Origin of the sequence: Methylocystis sp. JAN1, from assembly GCF_052186135.1 — a bacterium.
GTDB lineage: Bacteria > Pseudomonadota > Alphaproteobacteria > Rhizobiales > Beijerinckiaceae > Methylocystis.
Genome location: NZ_CP181499.1, coordinates 123,804 through 145,834 on the forward strand (window position 1 = coordinate 123,804; position 22,031 = coordinate 145,834).

General features: G+C 60.2%; 17 protein-coding genes. 1 reads left to right on the plus strand and 16 read right to left on the minus strand.

Features of this window, described 5'->3' with window-relative positions:
• Nucleotides 1-3: 3 nt before the first annotated feature.
• The 10 genes from ACNHKD_RS00590 to ACNHKD_RS00635 all read right to left on the minus strand — a co-directional run bounded on the left by ACNHKD_RS00590 (nucleotide 4) and on the right by ACNHKD_RS00635 (nucleotide 15,032).
• Nucleotides 4-2,679: a nitrate reductase gene (locus tag ACNHKD_RS00590; protein ID WP_442755194.1), complete on the minus strand. Its 2,676-nt coding sequence runs from the start codon at nucleotides 2,677-2,679 to the stop codon at nucleotides 4-6.
• An 8-nt stretch (nucleotides 2,680-2,687) separates the two neighbouring features.
• Nucleotides 2,688-4,289: a sulfite reductase subunit alpha gene (locus ACNHKD_RS00595; protein ID WP_442755195.1), complete on the minus strand. Its 1,602-nt coding sequence runs from the start codon at nucleotides 4,287-4,289 to the stop codon at nucleotides 2,688-2,690.
• Entirely contained in the window at nucleotides 4,286-6,040 is a 1,755-nt protein-coding gene (locus ACNHKD_RS00600) for a NirA family protein (RefSeq protein WP_442755196.1), read from the minus strand. Before ACNHKD_RS00600 ends, ACNHKD_RS00595 begins: the two co-directional genes overlap by 4 nt.
• On the minus strand, nucleotides 6,040-7,242 hold the full coding sequence (locus tag ACNHKD_RS00605; RefSeq protein ID WP_442755197.1) for an NAD(P)/FAD-dependent oxidoreductase: 1,203 nt from the start codon (nucleotides 7,240-7,242) through the stop codon (nucleotides 6,040-6,042). Before ACNHKD_RS00605 ends, ACNHKD_RS00600 begins: the two co-directional genes overlap by 1 nt.
• A gap of 304 nt (nucleotides 7,243-7,546) precedes the next feature.
• Complete coding sequence (locus ACNHKD_RS00610) at nucleotides 7,547-9,259, minus strand: bifunctional protein-serine/threonine kinase/phosphatase (protein ID WP_442755198.1); 1,713 nt, start codon at nucleotides 9,257-9,259, stop codon at nucleotides 7,547-7,549.
• Between the two features lie 15 nt (nucleotides 9,260-9,274).
• Nucleotides 9,275-10,537, minus strand: a complete 1,263-nt coding sequence (locus ACNHKD_RS00615) for an MFS transporter (RefSeq protein WP_442755199.1) — start codon at nucleotides 10,535-10,537, stop codon at nucleotides 9,275-9,277.
• 304 nt (nucleotides 10,538-10,841) lie between these two features.
• Nucleotides 10,842-11,990, minus strand: coding sequence for a CmpA/NrtA family ABC transporter substrate-binding protein (locus tag ACNHKD_RS00620; protein WP_442755200.1), 1,149 nt, complete (start codon nucleotides 11,988-11,990; stop codon nucleotides 10,842-10,844).
• Complete coding sequence (locus ACNHKD_RS00625; RefSeq protein ID WP_442755201.1) at nucleotides 11,987-12,559, minus strand: ANTAR domain-containing response regulator; 573 nt, start codon at nucleotides 12,557-12,559, stop codon at nucleotides 11,987-11,989. Before ACNHKD_RS00625 ends, ACNHKD_RS00620 begins: the two co-directional genes overlap by 4 nt.
• A 372-nt stretch (nucleotides 12,560-12,931) precedes the next feature.
• Complete coding sequence (locus ACNHKD_RS00630) at nucleotides 12,932-14,065, minus strand: alpha-amylase (RefSeq protein WP_442755202.1); 1,134 nt, start codon at nucleotides 14,063-14,065, stop codon at nucleotides 12,932-12,934.
• Nucleotides 14,066-14,777: 712 nt separating this feature from the next.
• A complete protein-coding gene (locus tag ACNHKD_RS00635; protein ID WP_442755203.1) occupies nucleotides 14,778-15,032 on the minus strand; it encodes a hypothetical protein in 255 nt (84 codons plus the stop codon).
• Nucleotides 15,033-15,133: 101 nt separating this feature from the next.
• Between ACNHKD_RS00635 and ACNHKD_RS00640 the strand changes: the two genes are divergently transcribed.
• Nucleotides 15,134-15,763, plus strand: coding sequence for a hypothetical protein (locus ACNHKD_RS00640; protein ID WP_442755204.1), 630 nt, complete (start codon nucleotides 15,134-15,136; stop codon nucleotides 15,761-15,763).
• Nucleotides 15,764-16,442: 679 nt separating this feature from the next.
• On the opposite strand, the gene ACNHKD_RS00645 is transcribed toward ACNHKD_RS00640, so the two are convergent.
• The 6 genes from ACNHKD_RS00645 to ACNHKD_RS00670 form a co-directional block, all read right to left on the minus strand.
• Nucleotides 16,443-17,123 (minus strand): hypothetical protein, encoded by a 681-nt coding sequence (locus ACNHKD_RS00645; RefSeq protein WP_442755205.1) that lies wholly within the window; start codon nucleotides 17,121-17,123, stop codon nucleotides 16,443-16,445.
• Nucleotides 17,124-17,384: 261 nt separating this feature from the next.
• On the minus strand, nucleotides 17,385-17,675 hold the full coding sequence (gene minE, locus ACNHKD_RS00650; protein ID WP_442755206.1) for a cell division topological specificity factor MinE: 291 nt from the start codon (nucleotides 17,673-17,675) through the stop codon (nucleotides 17,385-17,387).
• On the minus strand, nucleotides 17,672-18,487 hold the full coding sequence (gene minD, locus ACNHKD_RS00655) for a septum site-determining protein MinD (protein WP_442755207.1): 816 nt from the start codon (nucleotides 18,485-18,487) through the stop codon (nucleotides 17,672-17,674). The genes minE and minD overlap by 4 nt, the downstream gene beginning before the upstream one ends.
• Nucleotides 18,484-19,311: a septum site-determining protein MinC gene (minC, locus tag ACNHKD_RS00660; RefSeq protein ID WP_442755208.1), complete on the minus strand. Its 828-nt coding sequence runs from the start codon at nucleotides 19,309-19,311 to the stop codon at nucleotides 18,484-18,486. Before minC ends, minD begins: the two co-directional genes overlap by 4 nt.
• Before the next feature lie 295 nt (nucleotides 19,312-19,606).
• Nucleotides 19,607-20,131 carry a hypothetical protein gene (locus tag ACNHKD_RS00665; RefSeq protein ID WP_442755209.1) on the minus strand — a complete coding sequence of 175 codons (525 nt, stop codon included), beginning with the start codon at nucleotides 20,129-20,131 and terminating at the stop codon, nucleotides 19,607-19,609.
• Complete coding sequence (locus tag ACNHKD_RS00670; protein ID WP_442755210.1) at nucleotides 20,124-21,926, minus strand: family 1 glycosylhydrolase; 1,803 nt, start codon at nucleotides 21,924-21,926, stop codon at nucleotides 20,124-20,126. The genes ACNHKD_RS00665 and ACNHKD_RS00670 overlap by 8 nt, the downstream gene beginning before the upstream one ends.
• Between the last annotated feature and the right edge of the window lie 105 nt (nucleotides 21,927-22,031).

Here is a 22,031-nt window from a genome sequence, read left to right on the forward strand (position 1 = left end):
GCTCTATCTCTGACTTGCCGCCCGACGAATTTCCGGCACACAAGAGCCGCAATTCGTGCCCGCCTTGCAAGCAGCGCCGATTTCGGTCGGGGTGCGTAGGCCTTTTGACACGAGTGCGAGTATTTGGTCTTCGGAAACGCCAAAACAGGCGCAAATCAAAGGACTTTTCGATAGGTTTGCGGACCCGCCAGATAACAGCCCGAGACGGTCGGGTTGCTCGAGCGAAAACTGCTCCATCATCGTGTCCCAAGGCAGTGCGCGAGGGTCGAGCGCCCACGCAAGTTGAGTTCGCCCTTCACCGAAGGCTGCGCCACGGGTTACGCCACGTTCGACATCGGTTAAGGTAATCACGTCCTTTCCGACAAATGGACGCAAAAGCTCCAGCCACTCGTCGTCTGACAGTTCACATGCGACGCGATAGCCATATCCCGCTTCAGTTTTCACGCGCACCCACCAAATTGTTGAGGGTAATTCGATAGGCTCGCGAGAAAGCAGAAATCCCTCCCTCGAATATTTCGTTGGTGCGATCGACGCCGCTGACGCTTTAGACTCGGGCTGTCCAGAATGTGGATCGACAAAAGGCGCAACCAAGGCGCCCACGCGCGCATGCGACGCCACTTCATCCGTCCAATGAATAGGCGCGAAGATCTGACCTCTTGGTTGGCGGTCAGTGACGATGACGCGCAGTATGCAGCTACTGTATTGAGTCTTTACCAGCCCAAAGCCGCCGTCGGCGACCTCGTAGAGCATCGCGTCCTGCGGATTGACTTCTACGAAGGGCTCCGGCAGATGTCGCGCCAGGCGTGGGCTAGCGCCCGTACGCGTCATTGTGTGCCATTGATCCCGAATGCGGCCAGTATTGAGGCGCAACGGGAAATCAGTCGAAGTCCGCGTCGCGAGCGCCGGCGTCTTCGGCGCAATGAAATTCGCACGGCCCCCGCGGTTGGCGAAGCGCCCATTTTGGAAGAGTCGCGCACGACCCGTAACGTCGCCATGTCGGATCGGCCACTGAGTTGGCTCCAGCGCCTCGTATTCTCTGTCGCTCAGCGTGGCCAGGCCCTCAAGATTGAAGACGCGTGCGCCATCGTTTTCAAAGCATGAAAGCGCTGCATATTCGCTAAAGACATCGGCGGCGGATCGATAATCGAACCCAGCGAAACCCATGCGCCGCGCAAACTCCGCGAAAATCGCCCAATCCGCCCGCGCTTCGCCAGGCGTTTGCAGGAAGGCGCGCTGGCGGGAGATGCGGCGCTCGGAATTGGTGACCGTGCCGTCCTTCTCGCCCCAGGCCAGTGCGGGGAGAAGAAGATTCGCGCTGCAATTGATCGTGTCGTTCGACAGCACATTATCGGAAACGATGAAGAGCTCGAGTTTCCGAAGCGCTTTTCGCGCTTCGTCGGCGTTCGGAAGCGATGCCGCTGGATTTGTGCCGACGACCCAAAGCGCCTTGATCTCGCCGCGCCCAATAGCCTCGAACATCTGTACCGCTTTATGGCCTTCGCGCGCCGCCATGCGCGGCGCCTTCCAGAAGCGTCCGACGCGATCAATGCTTTCGGCATCGAAACCCATATGTGCGGCGAGACTATTGGCGAGCCCGCCGACTTCACGACCACCCATGGCGTTCGGCTGGCCCGTCAGCGAGAACGGCGATGCGCCTGGCTTGCCGACGCGAGCCGTCGCGAGGTGGCAATTGATGATAGCGTTGACCTTGTCGGATCCTTGGGCGGATTGATTCACGCCCTGCGAAAATGCGGTGACGGTGCGCGGCGTCTGCGCAAATAGTTCGAAAAAGATAGAAATGTCATTCTCACGCAGACCGGTCTTTCTCGCGGTTGCGTCGATCGACGGCGTTATTGCACGCGCTGAAGCCAAAGCATGCTGAAAGCCAGTCGTATGGCGCTCTATGAACTCCTCGTCCAGAGCCCCAAAAGCCGCGAGATAAGTCAGCAGACCGCAGAACAGCGCCTGATCGCCGCCGGGTTCGATTTGCAAAAAAAGGTCGGCGCTATCCGCGGTTGGGGTGCGGCGTGTGTCGATCACCACGAGCTTCGCGCCCCGTTCCTCCTTGTTGCGCATCATGCGCTGGAACAAGATCGGATGGCACCACGCCGCGTTGGAGCCGACAAGCACGATGAGATCGGCCTCGTCGAGATCTTCGTAGCAACCCGGGACGACGTCGCCGCCAAATGCGCGTTTGTGGCCGGCAACGGTTGACGCCATACACAGCCTCGAATTCGTGTCGACATTCGCCGAGCCAATAAATCCCTTCATTAATTTGTTAGCGACGTAGTAATCCTCGGTAAGTAGCTGGCCAGAGAGATAGACGGCGACGGCGTCCGGCCCGTGCTGTTCAATAATCCGGCTAAAGCCGCTCACAGCCTCGTCGAGCGCAGTGTCCCAGGCAATGCGCGAAAGACGCCCATCCCCCTGCCGCCTCATCGGATAAAGCAGGCGTCCATCAAGTCCGAGCGTCTCCCCGAGCGCCGAACCCTTCGAACAAAGCCGCCCAAAATTGGCCGGATGCGCCGGGTCGCCCGCAATCCTCCCATCTGACGAGGCGAGAACCCCGCAACCTACGCCACAATAGGGGCATGTCGTACGTGTCGCTGTCGCTTGCGTAGCCGAAACGTCGCGGCGAGGCTTTTCGATATGCGTGGTTGCAGGAAATTCGTCCAACATTTGCGACCTCAATAGACGTCCTGCTGATAACGCCCGCTTTTCTTAAGCTGCGCGACGAAGGAAACTGCTTCGTCTATGCTGCGAGCGCCGAAGTCCGCGACGACGTCGACAAGCGCGCGCTCGACATCCTTTGCCATGCGCTGCGCATCGCCACAGACATAGAAATGCGCGCCCTCCGCAAGCCAGGCCCAGATGTCGCGGCCCGCTTGTCGCATCCGGTCCTGAACATAGAATTTATCTGCGCCGTCACGGGACCAAGCGAGCGACAGCCGAGTGAGCAGGCCCGTCGCCTTCATAGCTTCGAATTCGTCAGCGTAGAAAAAATCACATGCCGAGCGCTGATGGCCGAAGAAGAGCCAGTTTTTACCGGACGCATTTGTTGCCGCACGCTCCTGCAAGAATGCGCGAAACGGCGCAACGCCTGTTCCGGGGCCGACCATGATAATTGGCGTTGCGGGATCTTCAGGCAGAGCAAAGCCATGCGCCGCCTGCACATAAACGGGCAAAATTTCGCCAGGTTCGATACGTTCTGCGAGGTAAGTCGAGGCGACGCCGAGCCGCTTGCGCTTGCCGATAATGTAGCGAACCGTATCAACCGTCAGAGACAGCCGGCCCGGCGCCATCTTGGGCGATGACGAGATGGAATAAAGGCGCGGTTGCAAGGGGTCCAGGACCTCGACGAAGGCTTCAGGGTGGGGCCGCACGTTGGGAAATTTCTGCAATACGGCGAGCACATCGAGCGATTCGGCGTCGCCATCCGGGTCTTCGCCCTGCGCAAGTAGCCGCGCCTTTTCGCGCTGGGCGCCACCGGTGATGAATGAGATGAGTTCGAATAGCGCATCCGGCGCCGGCGCCAGCGAAACGTCGCCGAGTAGAACATCGCGCAAAGTCTTGTTGCGTACGGGCGTCACATGCGACGCCCCGAGCATGGCGATGATCTGATCGACAAGGCCGAGATGGTTTTTCGGAAAAACGCCGAAACTATCTCCCGCCTTATACTCAACGCCGCCATCGCCGAGGTCGAACTCGATATGCCAGGTTTCTTTTGTAGAGCCGTCCTTGTTGAGGCGTCGCCGCGAAACGAAAGTCGCCTGTGCTGGGTTGTCGCGGGATGAGCCGCGTGCGGGTAACGGTGTCGTTACAGTTTGAGTGACGGACGTCTCGGGAAGCGAGGTCGAGGCGCCGTCCAACTCGGTCGCAAGCGCTTTCAGCATCCGCGCGGTGTCTTTGCCGCCCGGCGCGCAGAGGTTGAGCCGCTGCTCTTTGCCCGCCGCGAGAGCGTCCGCATAGCTCTCGCAATTATAGCCGCATTGGCCGCAATTCTGCTGCGCCATCGCCGCCATCAAGCGCCTGCGCAACGGCCGGCCTTGCGCAAGCGTCATGCGCGCGTCAAGGGCGAGGGTCTGGTCGTGCCAGGGCGCCTCGTCATCATCAGCGTCCGTCGGGCCGCCCGCCATAACCGCGGCGTTGGCTTCGGCCGAGAGTGGCGTAACGGCGCCGCCTTCAGGCGTCGCGAAGCCGGCGAAGAACCCGCTGAGCCAAGCGCGCTGCTCCGGGCTGAAAGGCGCGGTTGGGGGAATAAGGTCGTGTGACGAAGGCATATGGGTCATGCGGTGGTTTCCTCGTCCGCCAGACGGCGAAGCGTCTCGGAGTCGTGACGTCGTGCGAAGGCGACGAAAGTTTCGTCGACATTCGAGCGATTGTTGCGATAGGCGCTTAGAATCTTTGCGACCATGCGGGGCGCGTCCTCCGCCCGGACGTTCTGATAGAGTTCAGTGGCGATGCCGGCGTCCTCTGCGAAACCGCCGCCGGCGAGAATGTGGTAGCCCTCGACTGTGTCGCCTTCCTCATTGACAGGCACGCGCGCGCCGATCAGGCCGATATCGCCGATGTAATGCTGCGCGCAGGAATGATGGCAGCCGGTGAGATGGATATTGATCGGTCCATCCATCGGAGCGACCGCCTCGCAATAATCGGCGATCTGCGCAGCGTGACTCTTTGTATCGGCGGCGGCAAACCGGCATCCGAAATTGCCGGTGCAGGCGACGAGACCTGCACGGATGGGAGAGACGCTGGTCGATAGCCCAAGCGAATCTATGGCAGCGACGGCTTGCTCAACACGCGCGTCCGAAACGCCCGTGATCAGCACGTTTTGCCAGACGGTGAGGCGTAAGGAGCCATCGCCGAATTCCCGCGCGATTTCCGCCAATCCGCGTGTTTGCTCTGGAGTCATTTTCCCGAGCGGCAGCGCGACGCCGATCCAGTTCAGCCCCGCCTGCTTCTGCTTACGCACGCCGATATGCGCGACACGATCCTGACACGGTCGCGGCGCGATCGCTGCCGCGGGCGCCCGCGGCAGCTTACGGCCGAGCTTAGCCTCGACCGCGACAAGAAATTTATCGAATCCCCAGGCATCGAACACATATTTGAGACGAGCTTTGGCGCGATTGGTACGATCCCCATGCTCGATGAAGACACGCAGGATTTTGTCGGCGACCTCGATAGCTTCTTCTGGCGCGACGATCACGCCGGTATCGCGAGCAAAGTCCTTGTGTCCAGTGATTCCACCGAGCGCAAGGCGGAAATAAACCCCCGGCGCGACGTCATGACCCTCAACTACCTTGACCGCCTGGTAGCCAATGTCATTTGTGTCTTCCAGCGCGCCAATGAGGCCGGCGCCGTCGAAAGCGATGTTGAATTTTCGCGGCAGTCCGTAAAGCGAGCGATCGTTGAGAATGTGATGATGCATAGCGCGCGCATAGGGGCGCGTGTCGATCAGTTCCTGCGGGTCGACGCCCGCCGTCGGCGTGCCCGTGATATTACGGATATTATCGGCCCCGGATCCTTTGCTCCAGAGCCCCAAATCCTGGATGGCTTCGACAATATCCGTCGCATTTCTGGGCTCGATTTCACGGATCTGAATATTGGCGCGCGTCGTCACGTGGAGATATCCGCCGCCATAATTTTCGGCGAGATCGGCGAGGCCGCTGAACTGCCAATGCATAAGGCAGCCGTTTGGAATGCGCAAACGGCACATGTAAGCGTTCTGCGTCGGCGCAACGTAGAAGAGGCCGTAATAGCGCCAACGAAAATTGTCGGCGGGCTTAGGCGCCGCGTTTTCCCTCGCCTGAGCGACCAAACGTGGGTAAGCGTCGAAGGGATGCGCTTCGCGCTTCCATTTTTCCTGATCGGTCAACTTGCCGGCCATCGCGCTCACGCGGTCCTGGGCGGAGACATGCGCCGCGTCCGGACCCATGGGTTGTGGCGCCGGCGGTACGGCTCTTTGTCCGCCACGTGCGGAAAAGCCAGCTGCGAAGCCTTCGAGATAGCGTTTCTGATCGAGCGTGAAATCGACAGACATCAGGCAGCCTTTCTGATGGGGCCGAACATCAGTTCATCGCGGAAGGAAGAAATGTCTTCTCCACCGCGGATGAGTTCAAGGAAATCGAGCGCGCCGCTTGTGTCGCCCACGAGGATCGCACCCACGAGCCGGTCGTCTCGAATGACGAGCTTACGGTAGACGCCCATCCGCGGATCCTGGCAGACGATGGAATTCGCGCCGTCTTGCCCCAGGAAATCACCTGCGGAAAAAACCCGAACGCCCGAGACTTTTAGATTGGTTGAGATGACGCTGCCGCTGTAGCGCGCGTCTTCTCCAGCGAGACGCGCCGCCAGGACGCGCGCGTGCTCATAAGCCGGCTCCACAAGCCCGTAGCAGACGCGGCGATGCTCGGCGCATTCCCCGATTGCGAAGATATTAGGGTCGCTTGTGGCGAGTCCATCGTCGACGATAACGCCGCGGTCGACCTTCAATCCGGCGTCAACCGCGAGATCGGTGTTGGCCCGCACGCCGACCGCGAAGATGACGGAGTCTATCTCCAACGACGAGCCGTCGGCAAATTTAGCGCTCTCGACTCGGATGTCGCCTTGAATGCCGGCCGTGTTCGCGTTTAGCAGGACTCGAACGCCTTTCTTTTCGACCAGACGATTCAGCAGCGCTGCTCCGACCCCGTCGAGCTGGCGTTCCATTAGGCGATCCATCACATGCGCCAGCGTGACCTGCGCGCCGCGCCGGGCAAGGCCATAAGCCGCCTCGAGCCCGAGCAAGCCGCCGCCGATAACGAGAACGCGCTTGCCGCCGAGGCGTGCTAAGGCTTCGACGTCCTGTACGTCGCGAAAAGTATGTACGCCATCGAGATTCGCGCCCGTGATCGGAAGCCGAATGGCGCGCGAACCGGTCGCCAGCACAAGTTTCGAATAGGTGACGCTTTCGCCGCTCTCGAGGTCGACGCGGCGCGCGCCGATATCGATATGCGTCGCCTTCCGTCCGCTGATCACATCGACGCCCGCCGCTCGCCACCAATGAGCAGGCTTCAGTTCGATGTCGTCGCAGGTCATCTCGCCCGCGAGCACGGAAGACAGCAGCACGCGATTATAGGCAAGTTGAGGTTCCTCTCCGATCAAGCGGATCCCGTAGCGTCCCGGAGCGGACTTCGTCAGCTCTTCGACGAAACGGGTCGCCGCCATGCCGGCCCCCACAATGACGATGGGTTCCTGCGTCATACCGCGGCACTCCCTTCCTCTCGGCGCCCGGCATTTGCGGGGCAAAAAAAAGCCGCTGCACGCAAAATCCACTTTCGGACTTGCGTGACAGCGGCGTTGCTGCATGCCCTTTCACAGGGCGTTCTGAAAGAGCTTTGCAAAGGTGGCGCCAAGCAACAAGACTGCATCGAAGCGGCTGAATTAAAAGGGTGATCAAGAATTGGGGAGAATTCGGCGCTCTCAGGCGCAGGTCGATATTAAGCGCACAGGCGCCGAAGTTTTACGCATGACGACGCCATTTTGATTTTTCGCCCGCCGCCCCGCGCTAATGTCTGCACATGAACTGTGACTCGAGCAGCGCCAATATGAGCGTCAGGCAGAGGAGTTTCCAAAACAGTAAGGGGTTGCGCTCGTAAATGGACTTCTTCGGCGGCGATAGAGGCTCCGATCTCGCAGCCCCGTGTTCGACCTCGAACGCGAATTCGAGAACGTCGGCGAAACGGTCGTCGGCGTCGACGGCGACCGCCTTGAGGACCGCGGCGTCGAGCCACGCAGGAAGATCGGGGCGTCGCGTCGTTAGCGCCTGTGGCTTCCCGAATCGCGGCTTGTGGAAGGGCTCGATTTCGCCATAGGGATAGGCGCCGCAGAACATCCGATAGACCGTAACCCCGAGCGCGTAGAGATCGGACGCTTCGTCGCCGGAATCGCCTCGGAAGAGCTCAGGCGCCATATAACTCGGCGTGCCCGGAATATCCTTCTCGGGGAAATCGTTAAGATGCTGCGCGCGACAGACGCCGAGATCGACCAGGCGCAGGCCGCCATCGCGAAGAAGTATGACATTATCTGGCTTCACATCGCGGTGAATGACGCCGCTGCGGTGTAGCGTCGCGATCGCGCGAGCCAAACGTGTTGCTATCGACGCTCCTTCGGCAAGGCCGACCTTGGGTGCGCGCCTTAACCGCTGTTCGAGCGTCTCGCCGTCATAAAACGGCATGGCGGAATAGAGGCGGGTCTGCCGCCCTGGCGGGATTTCGACGATTTCCCCAATAAATGGACTTCTAACCCGCGCAGCGACCCACGCCTCGTTAATAAAAGCCAACCGGTAGGTCGCGTCCTCCGCGACGCTTGGATGTGGAAACTTCACGACGATTTCTCTGCCGTTTTGCAAGTCGGTCGCGCGCATCAGTCTGCTATAGCGCCCTTCCGATAGAAGGCTGTTCATGTGGAAGTCGTCGACGGTTTCTCCGACATTCGGTAAGTCGCGGATGGGCAAGGCGGCGACGGCGATCGACAAGGCGCGCTCATCCGCCGGTGGGAGATCGACAACATCGACAACCAGCGCCGTGACGTTATCGGCGCTGCCTGCTTTAAGAGCCGCCTCGACAATCGTTTCGGAGGTCTCTTGAGGGGAGCGTCGCTCCCGGAGCAAATCCCGTAAATACGACTGGCTCAGCGCGCCGTGGACGCCGTCCGAGCACAGCAAGAATCGGTCGTGCAGGCTAAGACCGATTGAAGCTTGGTCAAAAAGGATCGCCTCCTCGAAACCAACCGCGCGACGGAGAGCATGCGCGAAGTCGCCGCGTCCGACCGTATGATCCTTGGTCAGTTGTTCGAACCCGCCCGCGTCGAGACGATAGATGCGCGTGTCGCCGACGTGCAGAATGAAAGCGGATCGCCGAGCTAGGATCAATGCGCTAAACGTCGTCGCCATTCCTTCGAGCGCGGGGTCGACCCGCCCTTGCGCCGTGATCCAGGAATTCACCGCTTCGAGCGATCGAGCGGCGGCGCGAATCACGCCGAGCGTTTCCGGTTGGGCGTAATATCCTTCAAGGAAGGCGCGAACGGCGGTCTCCGCCGCTACGCGCCCTCCCTTATGACCTCCTACGCCGTCGGCGATAACGGTCGTCACTCCCTGCACCGAGCCCGGGCCTCTCGGCCCGAAGCAAGCCGCGACATAATCCTGATTGTCGGCGCGTTTGCCCTTTTCAGAAGCAAAGCCCAGCTCAACGCGAAGATTATGGTCGGAGCGGGCCAGCATACGTCCTCTCGAATGTTAAATGCGCGCGCCCGACACGGCGCCCCAGGTGGTGCGCCAACGGGTCTTCACGATAAAGAGGCCGAACAGGCCAAGCAGCGCAAGACAACCGAAGAACGTAAAGCCTGCGGTAAACCCGCCGGTTGCGCCCTTCGAAAAAGCGAGGGTTTTGGCGAGGAAGAAGCCGCCCAGACCGCCGAACGCGCCGACAAGACCCGTCATCGCGCCGATTTCACGACGAAACCGCTGAGGCAGCAACTGGAACACCGCGCCATTGCCCATGCCCAGACACAAAACGCCGATGGAGAAAAGCCCCACCGCCACAAATGCGATCGGCGGGAGCTGCATCAGGCTCCAGCCGGCGATTCCCTTCGCAGGCGCAGGTCCTTCCGGCAAGAATCCGATCGCGAAGTAACAGGCCGAAACGGCGGCGAAGAGGAAGGACAGTGTCTTCACGCCCCCCATCCGATCCGCGATGTAACCGCCTACCGGCCGAAAGCCAGAACCAAAGGCGACAATAAAGGCGACGACCAGGCCCGCGGCGACGCCCGTCGCATGATAGTGGGTCGTGAAATAAAGCGGGAGCGCGGAGGCAAGCCCGACAAATCCGCCGAATGTGATGAAGTAGAAGAACATAAACCAACGGCTGTCGGAATCGGCGAGTAAGCGGCCATAATCTCCCAAACCGATCGTCGACTTCGGAACAGGCGCATCCTTGGCGGCAAAGATGTAGATGGCTAGGACGACCGCCATCAGCGCGAGCAGCACCACATATACGGCCTGCCAACCGTAGGTCTCGGCGATCCACGGCGCGAACAGCGTATCGAGCACGACGCCCATATTGCCGGCGCCAGCGATGCCCATGACGAGACCCTGATATTCCGGGGGATACCAGCGTCCAGCCTGCGGCAACGCGACGGCGAAGGAAGCGCCAGCCAATCCCAAAATCATCCCGAAAAGCACAACGGCAGCTGAGCTGGTCAGTCCGAAAACGGTCACGAGCGAAACCGCGAACATCACGATTCCTTGCGCGAGAATGCCGGTCTTTTTCGATCCGATTGCGTCTGCGAGGAGGCCGAGCGGCACGCGGAGGAAGGCGCCGCCAAGGACAGGGATCGCGACGAGCGACAATTTGTCCTCGACCGAAAGCTGCATGCCTTTTGCAATGTAAATCATGAGCGGGCCGAGAGAGACCCAAGCCATGAAGCTGACGTCAAAATAAAGGAAAGCGGCGAGCAGCGTCGGCCAATGGCCTGCTTTGCGAAATGCTTCGAGCTTCATCCTATTCTCCGGGTTCGTTAGGCGAGTGCGATCATTGGCGCGACAAAAAAAACGCTGCGCGAAAGTCTGAAGAAATCAGACCTTCGTCACAGCGTCGTTGCTGTTCGGCCCATCGATGGGCTCTGCGCTAGGCACAGCGCAATGTCAGAATTCTTCTCTGCAAGGCCGGCGCCACACTCCCCCGTTTCTCCAAGCACGCGGTTGCGGGCGATGGTTACGGCATTGCTCGCGTCGGGCGTGCAAATCCTGCCTCCCGATTACTCCCGCCCCGCATAAAATCTAAGCGGCGCGCACAAAATGGACGCTAAATTTTCTCGCCGAGTGTAAAGGCGTTGATATAGGCGCGGATGTCCGCCTCATTGAAATCCGGCCCGTTAAACGCCGCAATCGCTTTATGTGGGTGGGGAGTTGAGACGCCGATTGCGTGATCGATATACCGCGGCTCGAATACCCCTTGCGCCAAGCGCAGCAGTTCGGGGAAGAGACGCGCCTGCCGCCAGCGCAGCATCTGGGCCAAGATCCACGACGCCTGATAAGACTCCGGCCGCCCGCTTTGGCTGTCGCCAAAGATAAGATAGTCTCTGTTTCGCTCGGCGCCGGCAACCGGCGCGCCGCCAAGCGTTCGCAAGATCGCCTGCGTGTCGACCCCGACGCGATCCGGTCGTGACAGAAGCGCAGCGACCTCCGCATGATTTTCTTCGTTCGCGACGAAATCGGCCGCCTTCAGACAGGCGCGGATCAGCGCTTCCACAGGCGTCGGGTCGCGCATTACGTTATCGGCGCGAAAAGCGAGCGCTTTTTCCGGCGAAGGATTGAAAATGGCGCAGGTCGGATGCAGTACGACGCCCAAGCCGGCCTCCGCGGCGACGGCGTTCCAGGGCGCGCCGACGCAGAAGCCGTCGACATGTCCCTTTGCGAGATTGTCGACCATGAATGGCGGCGGCAATACGACGAGCCGCAAATCCTGGTCCGGATCAACGCCTCCCGCCGCAAGCCAGTATCGAAGCTGGTAATTATGCATGGAGAAGGGGAAAGTCATCGCAAAGGTTAGCGGCTCTTCTCCCCCCAACTCGCGCGCGGTTATGACCCGTTTCAGAGCCCGGGAACTTACTGCCGGATCGGAAAGGTCGCCCTCCGCGGCCGCTTGCAGCTCTATATGAAGATCAGGCGACACCGTGATGGCGTTGCCGTTCATGGCCAGATTAAACGCGACGATCAGCGGGACCTTCACATGGCTCAAACCGAGCGACGAGGCCACGGCCATGGGCGCCAGAAGATGTGCCGCATCGTAATGGCCAACCGCCAGCCGGTCACGCACATTTGACCAGGATACCTCGCGAACGAGCTCGACGTCGAGACCCTCGTCCTTCGCAAATCCCATGTCGACTGAGACGAGGAGCGTCGCCGCGTCGACGAGCGGGATAAAACCTATCTTCAAGCGCCCTGCGCTCATTTGAGCAGCTCCGAAGCCGTAATGATCGACCGCGCGATTTCGCCGATTTTCTTACTCTCGCGCATGGCCACGTTACGCATCAGCTTGTAGGCCTCGTCTTCCGAAAGCTTCTTCACCTTCATTAAAATGCCCTTCGCCCGATCGATCGATTTGCGCTCGTCCAGGTCGGAGCGCGCGCGCTCCAGTTCGCTCTGCAACTTGGCGAAGGCGTCGAAGCGCGAAACACAGAGGTTGAGAATGGATTTAATGCGCTCCTTTTTCAATCCGTCCACAATGTATGCGGAAACACCCGCGTCGACCGAAGCCTGAATGGAGGCGTCGTCGGACTGATCCACGAACATGGCGACAGGCCGGCGGACCGCACGGCTAACCTGAAACATCTGTTCGAGCTCGTCCCGCGAGGGGTTCTCCAGATCGATGAGAATAACGTCTGGATCAAGCGCATAGATACGCTTCAGAAGATTATGCCGTTCCGAGATGCGATCGACATCGACGAATCCTGCGTCGCGCAATCCTTCCTCAAGGATTGCGGCGCGGATCGGGCTCTCGTCGACGATAATGATTTTCACGGGCGTAAGGACAAGCGGCTCAAGGCGTCGGGAAAGTGTGCGGGGAAGGGCGCCCCCGGTAAGCCATTAATTGTGTAAGGCCTCCAAGAGGGCGCCAACGATTTTGGCCATTGCGATATTGCGGACCGTGATCGCATCTAGACCGCGCCAAACCCGAGCGATTCTCGCATTTGTTCCAGCCCGCAGCCGTTACCAGGCGCCCGCACAGGCGCCAATGAGTGCGGAGGCGGTGCTTCCGTCCGCCACCATTGCAGCTAGCGTATTTTAGCGATGCGCTTACCCCACGCCACCCGCCATTTAAGAACATCGCCAACCTCGTTGCCTGATAAGGCGGAGCTATGCGCCCAAGTGGAAACAGCCAGCGCGCAAGCGTCAGATTTTCCAACGCAGAGCCATGCCTGCCTGCCAAGCTTTCGAGAGCTGTGGGCCATTCAAATTCTGATAAACAGGCGCTCCCGCCTCGACGGCAAGAAGCACATTCTCATAGCCTACCAGCTTGCCATTGATACTCGCTCCGCCAAAAAGTTCGACGCGCTGGCCGCCATAGAAATTCGGATTCGCCGCCTGGGCTTTTCCCGCGATGTTCCAATCGAAACCGCGGATTTGTCCCTCTAAGCTCCCCGCTACGCGGAAGGTCGTCGTCAGTCCGGGGAGCCAGCTGTATCCACCCCAACCGTTGAATTCATGCAGATCGCCCCACCGATATCCTTCCGGATTGTCGGCAAGCGGGAAACGACCGCGATAAGATAGTCCCCAGGACCATTTATCCAGCTGACCCGCATAAACGACACCTGGCATGGCGTCGAAGGTGCCCGTGCCAATTTGCATCGCGTAAAATGCGCGCGTCGTCGCGTAAGTTCCGTTCGGTTGCAGCAAGGTGAAGGTATTGTGATTGCTGCCGGTCGGGAAGGAAACGCCGAAATTGATCTGAATGCGATTAACTGGGTCCTGATAAACGCGCCAAATCGCGGAGGCGGTTGTGTCGGATATGCTGTCGGTCCCGGTGTAGCTCATGCCAAGCGGAGTGATGCCGCTTAAGCCCTTGAAGGTCAGGAAGTTGAGATTCTTTTCCGTCATGCCTGTTGCGACGACGATCGAAATATCTTTTGTCACGCCATAAGCCAATTGGACGGTCTGTACTGCTTGCAGAGCGCTCTGGGGAACGCCACGCAACTTTTGCCTGGGATCGAAATACCAGGGCGTTGTCGCAACGATCTCCTGCGAGGAGACCGCGCGCGTGCCTTCGAGTGAAGTTGAACGGCCGACGAATTGCGGGATGACCGACAAAATCAATTTTCCGGCAGGAGGCATATCCGCGCCGAAGACGCCAAGCGGCGCGGGCGCCAGAGGCGGCATGGCGGCTGGCGGCGTGACAGCGCCAGCTGACGGCGATGGGAGTTGCTCCTTTTTCTTCACGGCTTCGGAGGCGTTGGCGTTCGCCGAAATCAGAGAAAGGGCGACCGCGACATGGGAGGTTGCGATCAAGAAGCGGCGTTGCGTTTCCATCGTTTAGCCTTTCGGCGCACGCCGCTTGGGCACTGCGCAATAAAAAAGCCGCTGTCCGAACTCCGTCGCGATGAGACGCGTGAAGCTCGGAACAGCGGCGCTGCTGCTTTGACCCGTCATTGGGCCTATGGATGGCTAAGATGGAGCAATTCCCGTGCCGAACGGGTCATTTACCTATGTCATTGAAATTACAAGATTAACTTGTTGCACAAACCGTACGCGTGCGTTTCTTCTCGCCATCCACAGACGAATTCTCGGTCTAATCGCCTCTAAAATAGGCGATCTAGCATGTGCCTACTTTGTAGGCATTCATGCCCGCAGTTTCCAACAGCCTTGTGGGCCGTCCCGAACAGCGGGAACACCGGAACGGCAGCGTCTGCGCCCGTTTTCTTGCCACTGGACGCCCGTGCCTCCCTTTGTAAGCCTCATGCACGCCCCTCAACACCCTGCACCCGCGCTTGTGGATCTGGGGGTCCCCCGTTCGAGCCGGCGCGGCGGCGCCATTCTCTCTCTCTTACAATTTCGGATGGACAGAGACGCCGGCGCGCATCCGCGCGCAACCGGGAGGCGCGGGCGTTGCTCGGCGGGAGCGGAGCCGCGTGGTTACTGCTCGGTTACGAGTTCGTAAAACTCGCAAAACCCTCGTAGAGCGAGATCAACGCTGCCCGGCAGTCTGGGGATGCGCGCCTTTGCCTACGCCCAGGGCGACCATCTAACCGGATTTTTGTTTCACTGCCGTTGAAAGACCCTCGTAGATCGAGTCGAGACCGCGCTTTGTCAGCGCCCGGAAATGGAGGGCCTTCTCGACCGGAACCTCGTAAATCGCGGCTCCAAAACCTATCGCCGCCGCGGTGAGGGCCGTGATGACGAATGAGGCAAAGCTGCGCGCCTTTTTATCGCCCGGTTCAACATGCGCGGTCTCGTGCGGGCGGACGTCAATCTCTCTCTCTCTCCAGCCTTCGCGCATCGAACCGTCTCGGACTCGTTTCGCTTCAGCCTTTGCTCGGTAGCGGGGCCGGCCGCTTCCACTCGTACGCCTTCGATCTTGGCCGCGGCAAACGGAGCCGGTTGGTCTACCAAATTGGAGGCGACGAGAGTGGGGGTGCTGAGAAGCATCCCTTCGCTGTGCGGCGTCTCAGCTCTTGGCGCGACGCCAGCCGCCTCAGCCTGTTCTTTTCTGCGCTGTTCCTCTACCATTTGCTCCAAAGTGGCGATTCTTTGCTCCAAGGCGGCAAATCGCTGTTGCAAAGCCGCGATAGTCCATTCGCTGCGAAGAGGTTCTGTGTTGCGCTGCATTTGCTTCTGAGGGGAAGTGACAGCCGCCTCAGTCTGCTCCTTCCTCCGGCGCTCTTCTTCTCTTTGCATGAATGCTGCGAGGGTCCAGTCACTGAGAAGAACCTCTTTCATACCACGCTCCTGTTATTCGCCAGGCTGCACCTTTGGAACCTGGGCAGCCATTCTGGCGATCTAATGAAAAAGGACATGGCAAGAAACGGCGAACAGTCGATTATCTTGCAAATCTGTCCTGGAAGCGCGAAAAGGCCGCTTATGTCCTTGGGTGCAGGGAAAATCAGGGATCCCTGCGCACCGATGTCGCGGAGTTTTTCGCCGATCCGGCGCTCGCCGCGGCTTGCAAGCGGCATCGCGCCGCCGGCGCCGGCCATGGCCGGATTTGGCGCTTTCGCTGGCATGGCTTGATTTGTTGCAAATTTGTCGTACGTTCAGCAGGCGCGCGGCATTCTCTGAGCGCCAATGTCGATCCGACCCCCATCATCGGGCGCCGTTGAATAGCTCTTAATTGCCGAGCGGGAAGCCAACTATCGTTATATCTATGTACTAAAATTCATGGACTTAGCGACAACTAGAACGTCGTCGCTCCATGACAAGCAGATCAAACGCCAAGGGAACAACCAGAGTCGAAATAGAAGCGGACATTCGCATCTGTTTCAAACATAAAGTATCAAAAAAGGCAGCCACGCTGCTCGCCGCGATGTCGCTGCTGGCTGCGGTACTTTATCAAATCAGCGTGAGGGCGGATATTTTCGTTGATATCCGTCCATCAACTGAAAACACATTGCGGCAAAAGCCCTCTGCGCGGGATGTTCGACGCCCCGGAATTCAACGGCGTCACCCGCGAGGGGACTGTGGATGCGGATCTTACGGCGCCAAACTGCGTCCGAAGCCGTATCCCAAACCCCCCGGCAGAAAAGCTCCTGCTTTTAAGCCGTAGCACCAAAGACGGGCGGCGACAGATGGGGTCGCCGCTTTGCCGGCCAGCGGCTCTCAACGCCGAAGCGGCGGATTCCCTGCCGCCGCGCCGTCAACGCCCCCACGAGCGGGTCAAATATCGGCCGCTTTTGCGCCAGCCGCTGACATTTTAGCGAGCGGCCTTGCACAAGCGGTGTTTCCATTTTTCGCCGGGCTTAAGTTCGGTCTTGCGAACCCAGCGGTTTTGAATGGAGCTGCGCTCGCGCCGCGTCGCAGGAACATTCAGGGTGTCGGGCGTCACGACGACTTGCGGGGGTTCGACAGCCTGCCTCGCGATAGCCGGCTTGACCGGGGGAACAACGGCTGTGGCTTTAGCCGCTTTTCGCGCAGGCGGCTTCGCCGCTCTTGGCGCCCGACCTGCCTTCTTTGCCTGCTCCGCAGGGGGCGCAAGCTGCGCTTCAGGTTGAAGGAGGCATGGGAGAATGCGGCTGGTCGGGATATTCGACGGCTCCTGAACCGCCTCCGCTACAATCGCTTTCCCGCCAAACAGCGCATCGGCAGCCGCCAATGCCGCTGAATATTCCGCATCCATCCTTGGCTTAGCTGGCGCGTTGACGCTGAGGTCGACGGACATAGGCTTTGAAATGGCCTTCTCCGGATCGTCAATATCCCGAGGACGAGGCATGCGAAATTTGGACGAGCGGTTTTTATATGCCGTAATGAACGGCCGCACAGGTTGGCGCATCGTTCGGTTAGGTGCCTTCTTCTTGGGGAATACCCGGACGCTCGCGTCGCAACGGGGAACAACCAGCCCCGGCTCCTCAACGAGCAGGGCAAATGGCTTCGTCAACGCCGGCGGAGCTTCACCCGCCGGCTCCATTTCTTAGTAGTGTTTCAGCGACAGAAACGCAATGGAGGCCGCTCGATTGAGATGCGTCTCATAAAAACAGGGACGCAACCTTCGCCCCCTCGAAAATCGTTGCATCCCAGCTCTGCCTTATGAGCGCCCAGGGAAGCGAGGAGCTTTCCTTCAGCCAGCCGCCTCTCCGATCCGCGTACAGCCCTGGTCCGGGGTTAATTACGGCGCGGTTCGGCGTCAGCCCCTCTTCTCTCAGGCAGCCCTCTCGTCGGTTGTGAGCGGCGCTCGCCCCTGCATCGCATCGCCTTCGAGCTCTATGTCGATCTCCAGCACGGACATCTCTTCCCGCCGGTGTATCTTCACCTCTACCCTGTCCTGGTCGATGGCCACGTGTTTCGAGATCGCGTTAAGAACCTCCTTGTGGAGGACGGCGAGCAAATCGGGATTGCAGGCGGATCTCCGTTCGTGCGCGAGCAGGATTTGCAGACGTTCACGCGCCACCGGCGCAGAGGTTCCACGACCGAAAATTCGGAAAAGATTCATGCGGCCCTCCTGCCGAACAGACGGCCGAGAATGCTTTTCCTGTCGCCCGGTATATCCATCGGCACTTCCGCGCCGCAGAGACGCTGGGCCGCGCTGGCGTAGGCGCGAGCCGGAGCGCTCGCCGCCTTGTGAAGCACGATCGGCGCGCCCAGATTCGAGGCGCGCAGAACCTCCTCGCTTTCCGGCACAACGCCCAAGAGAGGTATCGAGAGTATTTCGACGACGTCGCCGATGCTGAGCATCTCGCCGCGTCCCGCGCGCCGGGCGTCGTAGCGCGTGAGCAGCAGATGTTTTTCCACGCGATGCCCTGCCTCCGCTTGTTCGGTCTTCGCGTCCAGGAGGCCGATGATTCGATCCGAGTCGCGAACCGACGAAATTTCGGGGTTGGCGACGACGACGGCGATGTCGGCGAAGCGCATGGCGAGCGTGGCGCCGCGTTCGATTCCAGCCGGGCTGTCGCAGAGAATCCATTCGAATTTTTCCCGCAACTGGGCAATGACGGCGCGCACGCCGTCTTCGGTGAGCGCATCCTTGTCCCGTGTTTGCGACGCCGGCAGGAGAAAGAGGTTCGGCAGCCGCTTGTCGCGAATCAGGGCCTGATGCAATTTGGCGTCGCCCTGCGCGACATTGATGAGGTCGAAGACCACCCGGCGCTCGGCGCCCATGACGAGGTCGAGATTGCGCAGGCCGACGTCGAAATCGACGACGGCGACCTTCTTGCCTTGCTGGGCGAGGGCCGCGCCAAGCGCAGCCGTCGACGTCGTCTTGCCGACGCCGCCTTTACCTGAGGTGACCACCAAAACCTTGGTCATTTCATTGCCCTCTCTTGATCCAGTAGTGCGATTCTGACGTCTTCCTTCTCGAGCCAGACTTGGGCATTCTGGCGGCGCAGGTTTTCGTCGATCTCGTCGGCGGTGCGGTAAATCCCTCCGATCGCGAGGAGCTCCGCCTCGAGACGCCGGCAAAAGATTCGCGCGCGCGTCTCGCCATAGGCTCCCGCCATCGCGCGCCCTCGCAATGCGCCGTAAACATGTATGGACCCGCCCGCCACGACATCCGCGCCGGAGCTGACGGAGCCGATGACGATCACGTCGCCCTGCGGATAGAAAATCGTCTGACCGGAACGCACCGGCGCGTCGACAAGCAGTGGCGCGGAACTCGCCGGTTCGGACCGAACGCTCGTCGATTCTTCCGGCTCCTGCGACTCCGCCGGCGGCGCGAGCATTCCGCCGATCTTGTCGAATGCGGCTTGCTCCTCCGCAGTCAAAGCGCCCTGGTTCGAAGGCGGCTCGACGGCGTCGTCGCGCAACATTTCCTGCGCGAGCGAAGAGGCGCGCCCGCCGGCCAGAATGGGCGGCAGATCATCGGACGCCCAGCGGGGATCAGCGCCGGCCACGCCCAGGATAGAGATCCTGCGCGTCCCTAGCTCCCGCACGAAATCGACGAGCGCGTCGCGATCGAGGCCCAGCCTGGAAACATCGACGACGATCGCTTTCTTTGCGAAGAAAGCCGGCGAACAAGCCAGATAGGAATCGAGCCGGCCGATCCAGTCCGCGAGCGGCCCCTCGGGCTCGAGTGCGAGGGCGGGGAAAGAACATCCCCGGAAGCGGATGTGGCGAGAGGACGTCTGCGTCACGGCAAGCTCTTTTGATGGTTGAGAATTCTTTAAATCCGACCAGATGGTTAAAGAAGGATTAACCTTGGCCATGGCAGGCCCGCGCGCTCGGCGAGGATCATCGCCGCTCTACAGCTTGGAAATACGCCGGCGCCAAAGACGCGCCCTCATCCTGCCGTCGCGCAAAAACCAAGCACCCGCCGACTCCCCAATCGCGTTCACGACGGATGAGGGAGGCTATCGCCTGATCGCCGCAAGTCCGTCGACGGGGTGATGTCGATGGCGCGCGCGGACGCCGCCGACGAACCTGTCCGCGTTATGACCGGCGGACCAAATGAGGATCGCAAGCGGCTTTCGGCCCGACACGCGCGGCGGGCGCGACCAACTGTCTTTCCAAGCTTGCGCTTAGCGGACGATGCGCGAACGGAAAAACGATCCCCAACACCAGGCCCCATAGCCACTGCCCCAGCAAAAGCCCAATTGCCGGATGACCCGTCATGATAGGCTCCCTCGGGAGCCACTGCAGGAGCGGGATGAGCCCGATCATCCACAAAACGAACCCATAAGCCAGGCCGAAAAGCCAACCTCCCCAAGGATCATTGGCCGCCCGCTGAAACAGCCAGCCATACAGCGCGCCGCCAAGCAGCATCAGTCCGATATAAGCCAGAGCCGCGAAAATGACGGAGCGATGCGCGGACTGACCAAGAGCGTCCAGCGATCCGAAGCCTCGCAACAGCGCCAAAGCGGGAATGTCAGCGACGGCGCTCGCCGCCACGCCTGTCAGCAGCGGCCGCTGCATCGGACCTGCGTCCAGTCCATGAGCTTGCAAAATCTTAAGCATGACGCCTGCTCCTCGGCGGGCTCGTCTTCCAGAGGGCGTCATTCAGCACAGCTCCTATGGAAGGAGCCTGACGAAGGTCTGGCTCGAAAAGCGCCATCAAATGTTTGTAGGCCAGACCGACGAGGCGGGGATCTCGATTAAGATCGAAAAGACCAACCGGGTTGACGTTCCCGAGAGGCTCCCGCAGCGCAATGTCCCAATCCACCTGATCGGTAAGAGAATACCAGGTGAAGCCGACGATCGGCACGCCGCTATTGCGCATGAGCTGAACGTTATGCCACTGGCGCCACAACCAGCGCGGAGCCTCGCGAGCGTCGAGACAGTTCGTCTCTGTATGCATCATGGGCCTTTGGTACCGCTCATAATATTGGCGGGCGATGACATACCAACCAAACAGCTCTCCGAGCGCCTGCGGATTACCCTGGGCGTCGATCAGCTTCTCGTTCCATTCGTAATAATCGACGCCAAGGATGGCGCGTTGGCCCACGTCTTGTTGCATGAACCACGCGTATTCCTCAGGAGGCATTCCGTTTTCAATGAGATAATCGCGGATATCTTCCCGCACGCCGCCGGCATAAAGCAAATCAAGGGCGATGAAGCGCCGCTGGTTTTCGAAATCGGCTATTTGGCGAATCCTCGGATCGGGACAACAGGGCTGAAAAAACTCACCGCTCTCGCTGTTAATGAACACGACATCCGGCTGTGCGGCGGCGATGGCCTGCATCATCAACACGCTAGCTTTGGCGAGATGTCGCGTCGCCGTGACGAAGGCGCGCTCGTCCCGGCGTTGCTCGTTCCACAGACCCTCCAGCGCGCTGAGTCTCGCGCACACATACATCTCGTTAACGGGCGTGTAGAAGCGCACCCAATCGTAGCGACGAGCGAACGCCCGCGCGTAGTCCGCGAGCGCATGCGGCGCGTCGGGATTCTGGAAATTTTCCAGCCAATCAGGCAAGCCGAAGTGGCAAAGGTCCATGATGGGCGTAATGCCGAGCCGCTGCATTTCAGCGGCGACCTCGTCTAGAAACGCCCAGTCGTATTGACCTCTGCGATGATTTATGAGGTGTAGCGGCGGGCCGTAACGCAGATAGCGCAGCCCCAAGTCGCGCACGAGCAGGAGATCGGTGCGCCAATGACGATAATGGCCGCAAGCGGCCATCTCATCCACGCGCCAACGCCCGCCTTCAAGAGTTGGATAACTGCACTCGATCCCGGTGGCGAACATGAACCTGTCCTCGGCAGGCTGACGAGCCGAGGCGACAGCAGCAGCCGAGCGGGACGCTTCAACGATATGGCGCGGCCGCCGCTTTGCGGCATAGCCGACAGGCCTGACATAGACGAGGCCAAGAACCGTGCCCCAAATAAGATGTCCGGCGACGATCGAGGCCGGCTCATGTAATCCGCCCGAAACGCCAAACAGACCCGAATAAGGCAGTTCGCCGCTTTGGACGAGCGGGTGCATGAGTTCAAACTGCGGATGCATAATAAAGAGAGCCAGAGGCATTGGCACAAAGGCGAAGAAAAAACCTTGCCATATCGGGGGGAGCGGCAGAACCGACCAGAAAAAATAAGCGTAGAAAACGGCCCAGATCGCTCCGACCGACAAATGCAGCGCCATCCCGGCCGTCCACCACGCCCACGGGCTCGCATGCGGAAGAACCAACGTGCCGAGCGTGCCGACGATATCAAAATACGGCGCGCCGACCAGGATTAGCGGGCGCGCCACGACCTCCCAAGCAATGGCCCCGGCCATGCCGGCAAGAACTGCCTTACGGTAAGCGATATGACGGATCATGCCCCGCCCGTTGCCGGCCCTTAGCCGCGCTCCCCATCACGTGGGGTTGAATGCCATGCCGAAACCCGACGTGACGCCGCGTGTTCCGACGGCGTTGACCGAAGG

Bases quoted from the DNA above. Each gene is read 5' to 3' on its own strand.
- ACNHKD_RS00670 (WP_442755210.1), bottom strand. From the start codon at position 21,926: ATGATCCGTCATATCGCTTACCGTAAGGCAGTTCTTGCCGGCATGGCC.
- ACNHKD_RS00600 (WP_442755196.1), bottom strand. From the start codon at position 6,040: ATGTCTGTCGATTTCACGCTCGATCAGAAACGCTATCTCGAAGGCTTC.
- minD (WP_442755207.1), bottom strand. From the start codon at position 18,487: ATGACCAAGGTTTTGGTGGTCACCTCAGGTAAAGGCGGCGTCGGCAAG.
- ACNHKD_RS00665 (WP_442755209.1), bottom strand. From the start codon at position 20,131: ATGCTTAAGATTTTGCAAGCTCATGGACTGGACGCAGGTCCGATGCAG.
- ACNHKD_RS00610 (WP_442755198.1), bottom strand. From the start codon at position 9,259: ATGCTGGCCCGCTCCGACCATAATCTTCGCGTTGAGCTGGGCTTTGCT.
- minE (WP_442755206.1), bottom strand. From the start codon at position 17,675: ATGAATCTTTTCCGAATTTTCGGTCGTGGAACCTCTGCGCCGGTGGCG.
- ACNHKD_RS00630 (WP_442755202.1), bottom strand. From the start codon at position 14,065: ATGGAAACGCAACGCCGCTTCTTGATCGCAACCTCCCATGTCGCGGTC.
- ACNHKD_RS00635 (WP_442755203.1), bottom strand. From the start codon at position 15,032: ATGCGCGAAGGCTGGAGAGAGAGAGAGATTGACGTCCGCCCGCACGAG.
- ACNHKD_RS00605 (WP_442755197.1), bottom strand. From the start codon at position 7,242: ATGACGCAGGAACCCATCGTCATTGTGGGGGCCGGCATGGCGGCGACC.
- ACNHKD_RS00595 (WP_442755195.1), bottom strand. From the start codon at position 4,289: ATGACCCATATGCCTTCGTCACACGACCTTATTCCCCCAACCGCGCCT.
- ACNHKD_RS00590 (WP_442755194.1), bottom strand. From the start codon at position 2,679: ATGTTGGACGAATTTCCTGCAACCACGCATATCGAAAAGCCTCGCCGC.
- ACNHKD_RS00615 (WP_442755199.1), bottom strand. From the start codon at position 10,537: ATGAAGCTCGAAGCATTTCGCAAAGCAGGCCATTGGCCGACGCTGCTC.
- ACNHKD_RS00620 (WP_442755200.1), bottom strand. From the start codon at position 11,990: ATGAGCGCAGGGCGCTTGAAGATAGGTTTTATCCCGCTCGTCGACGCG.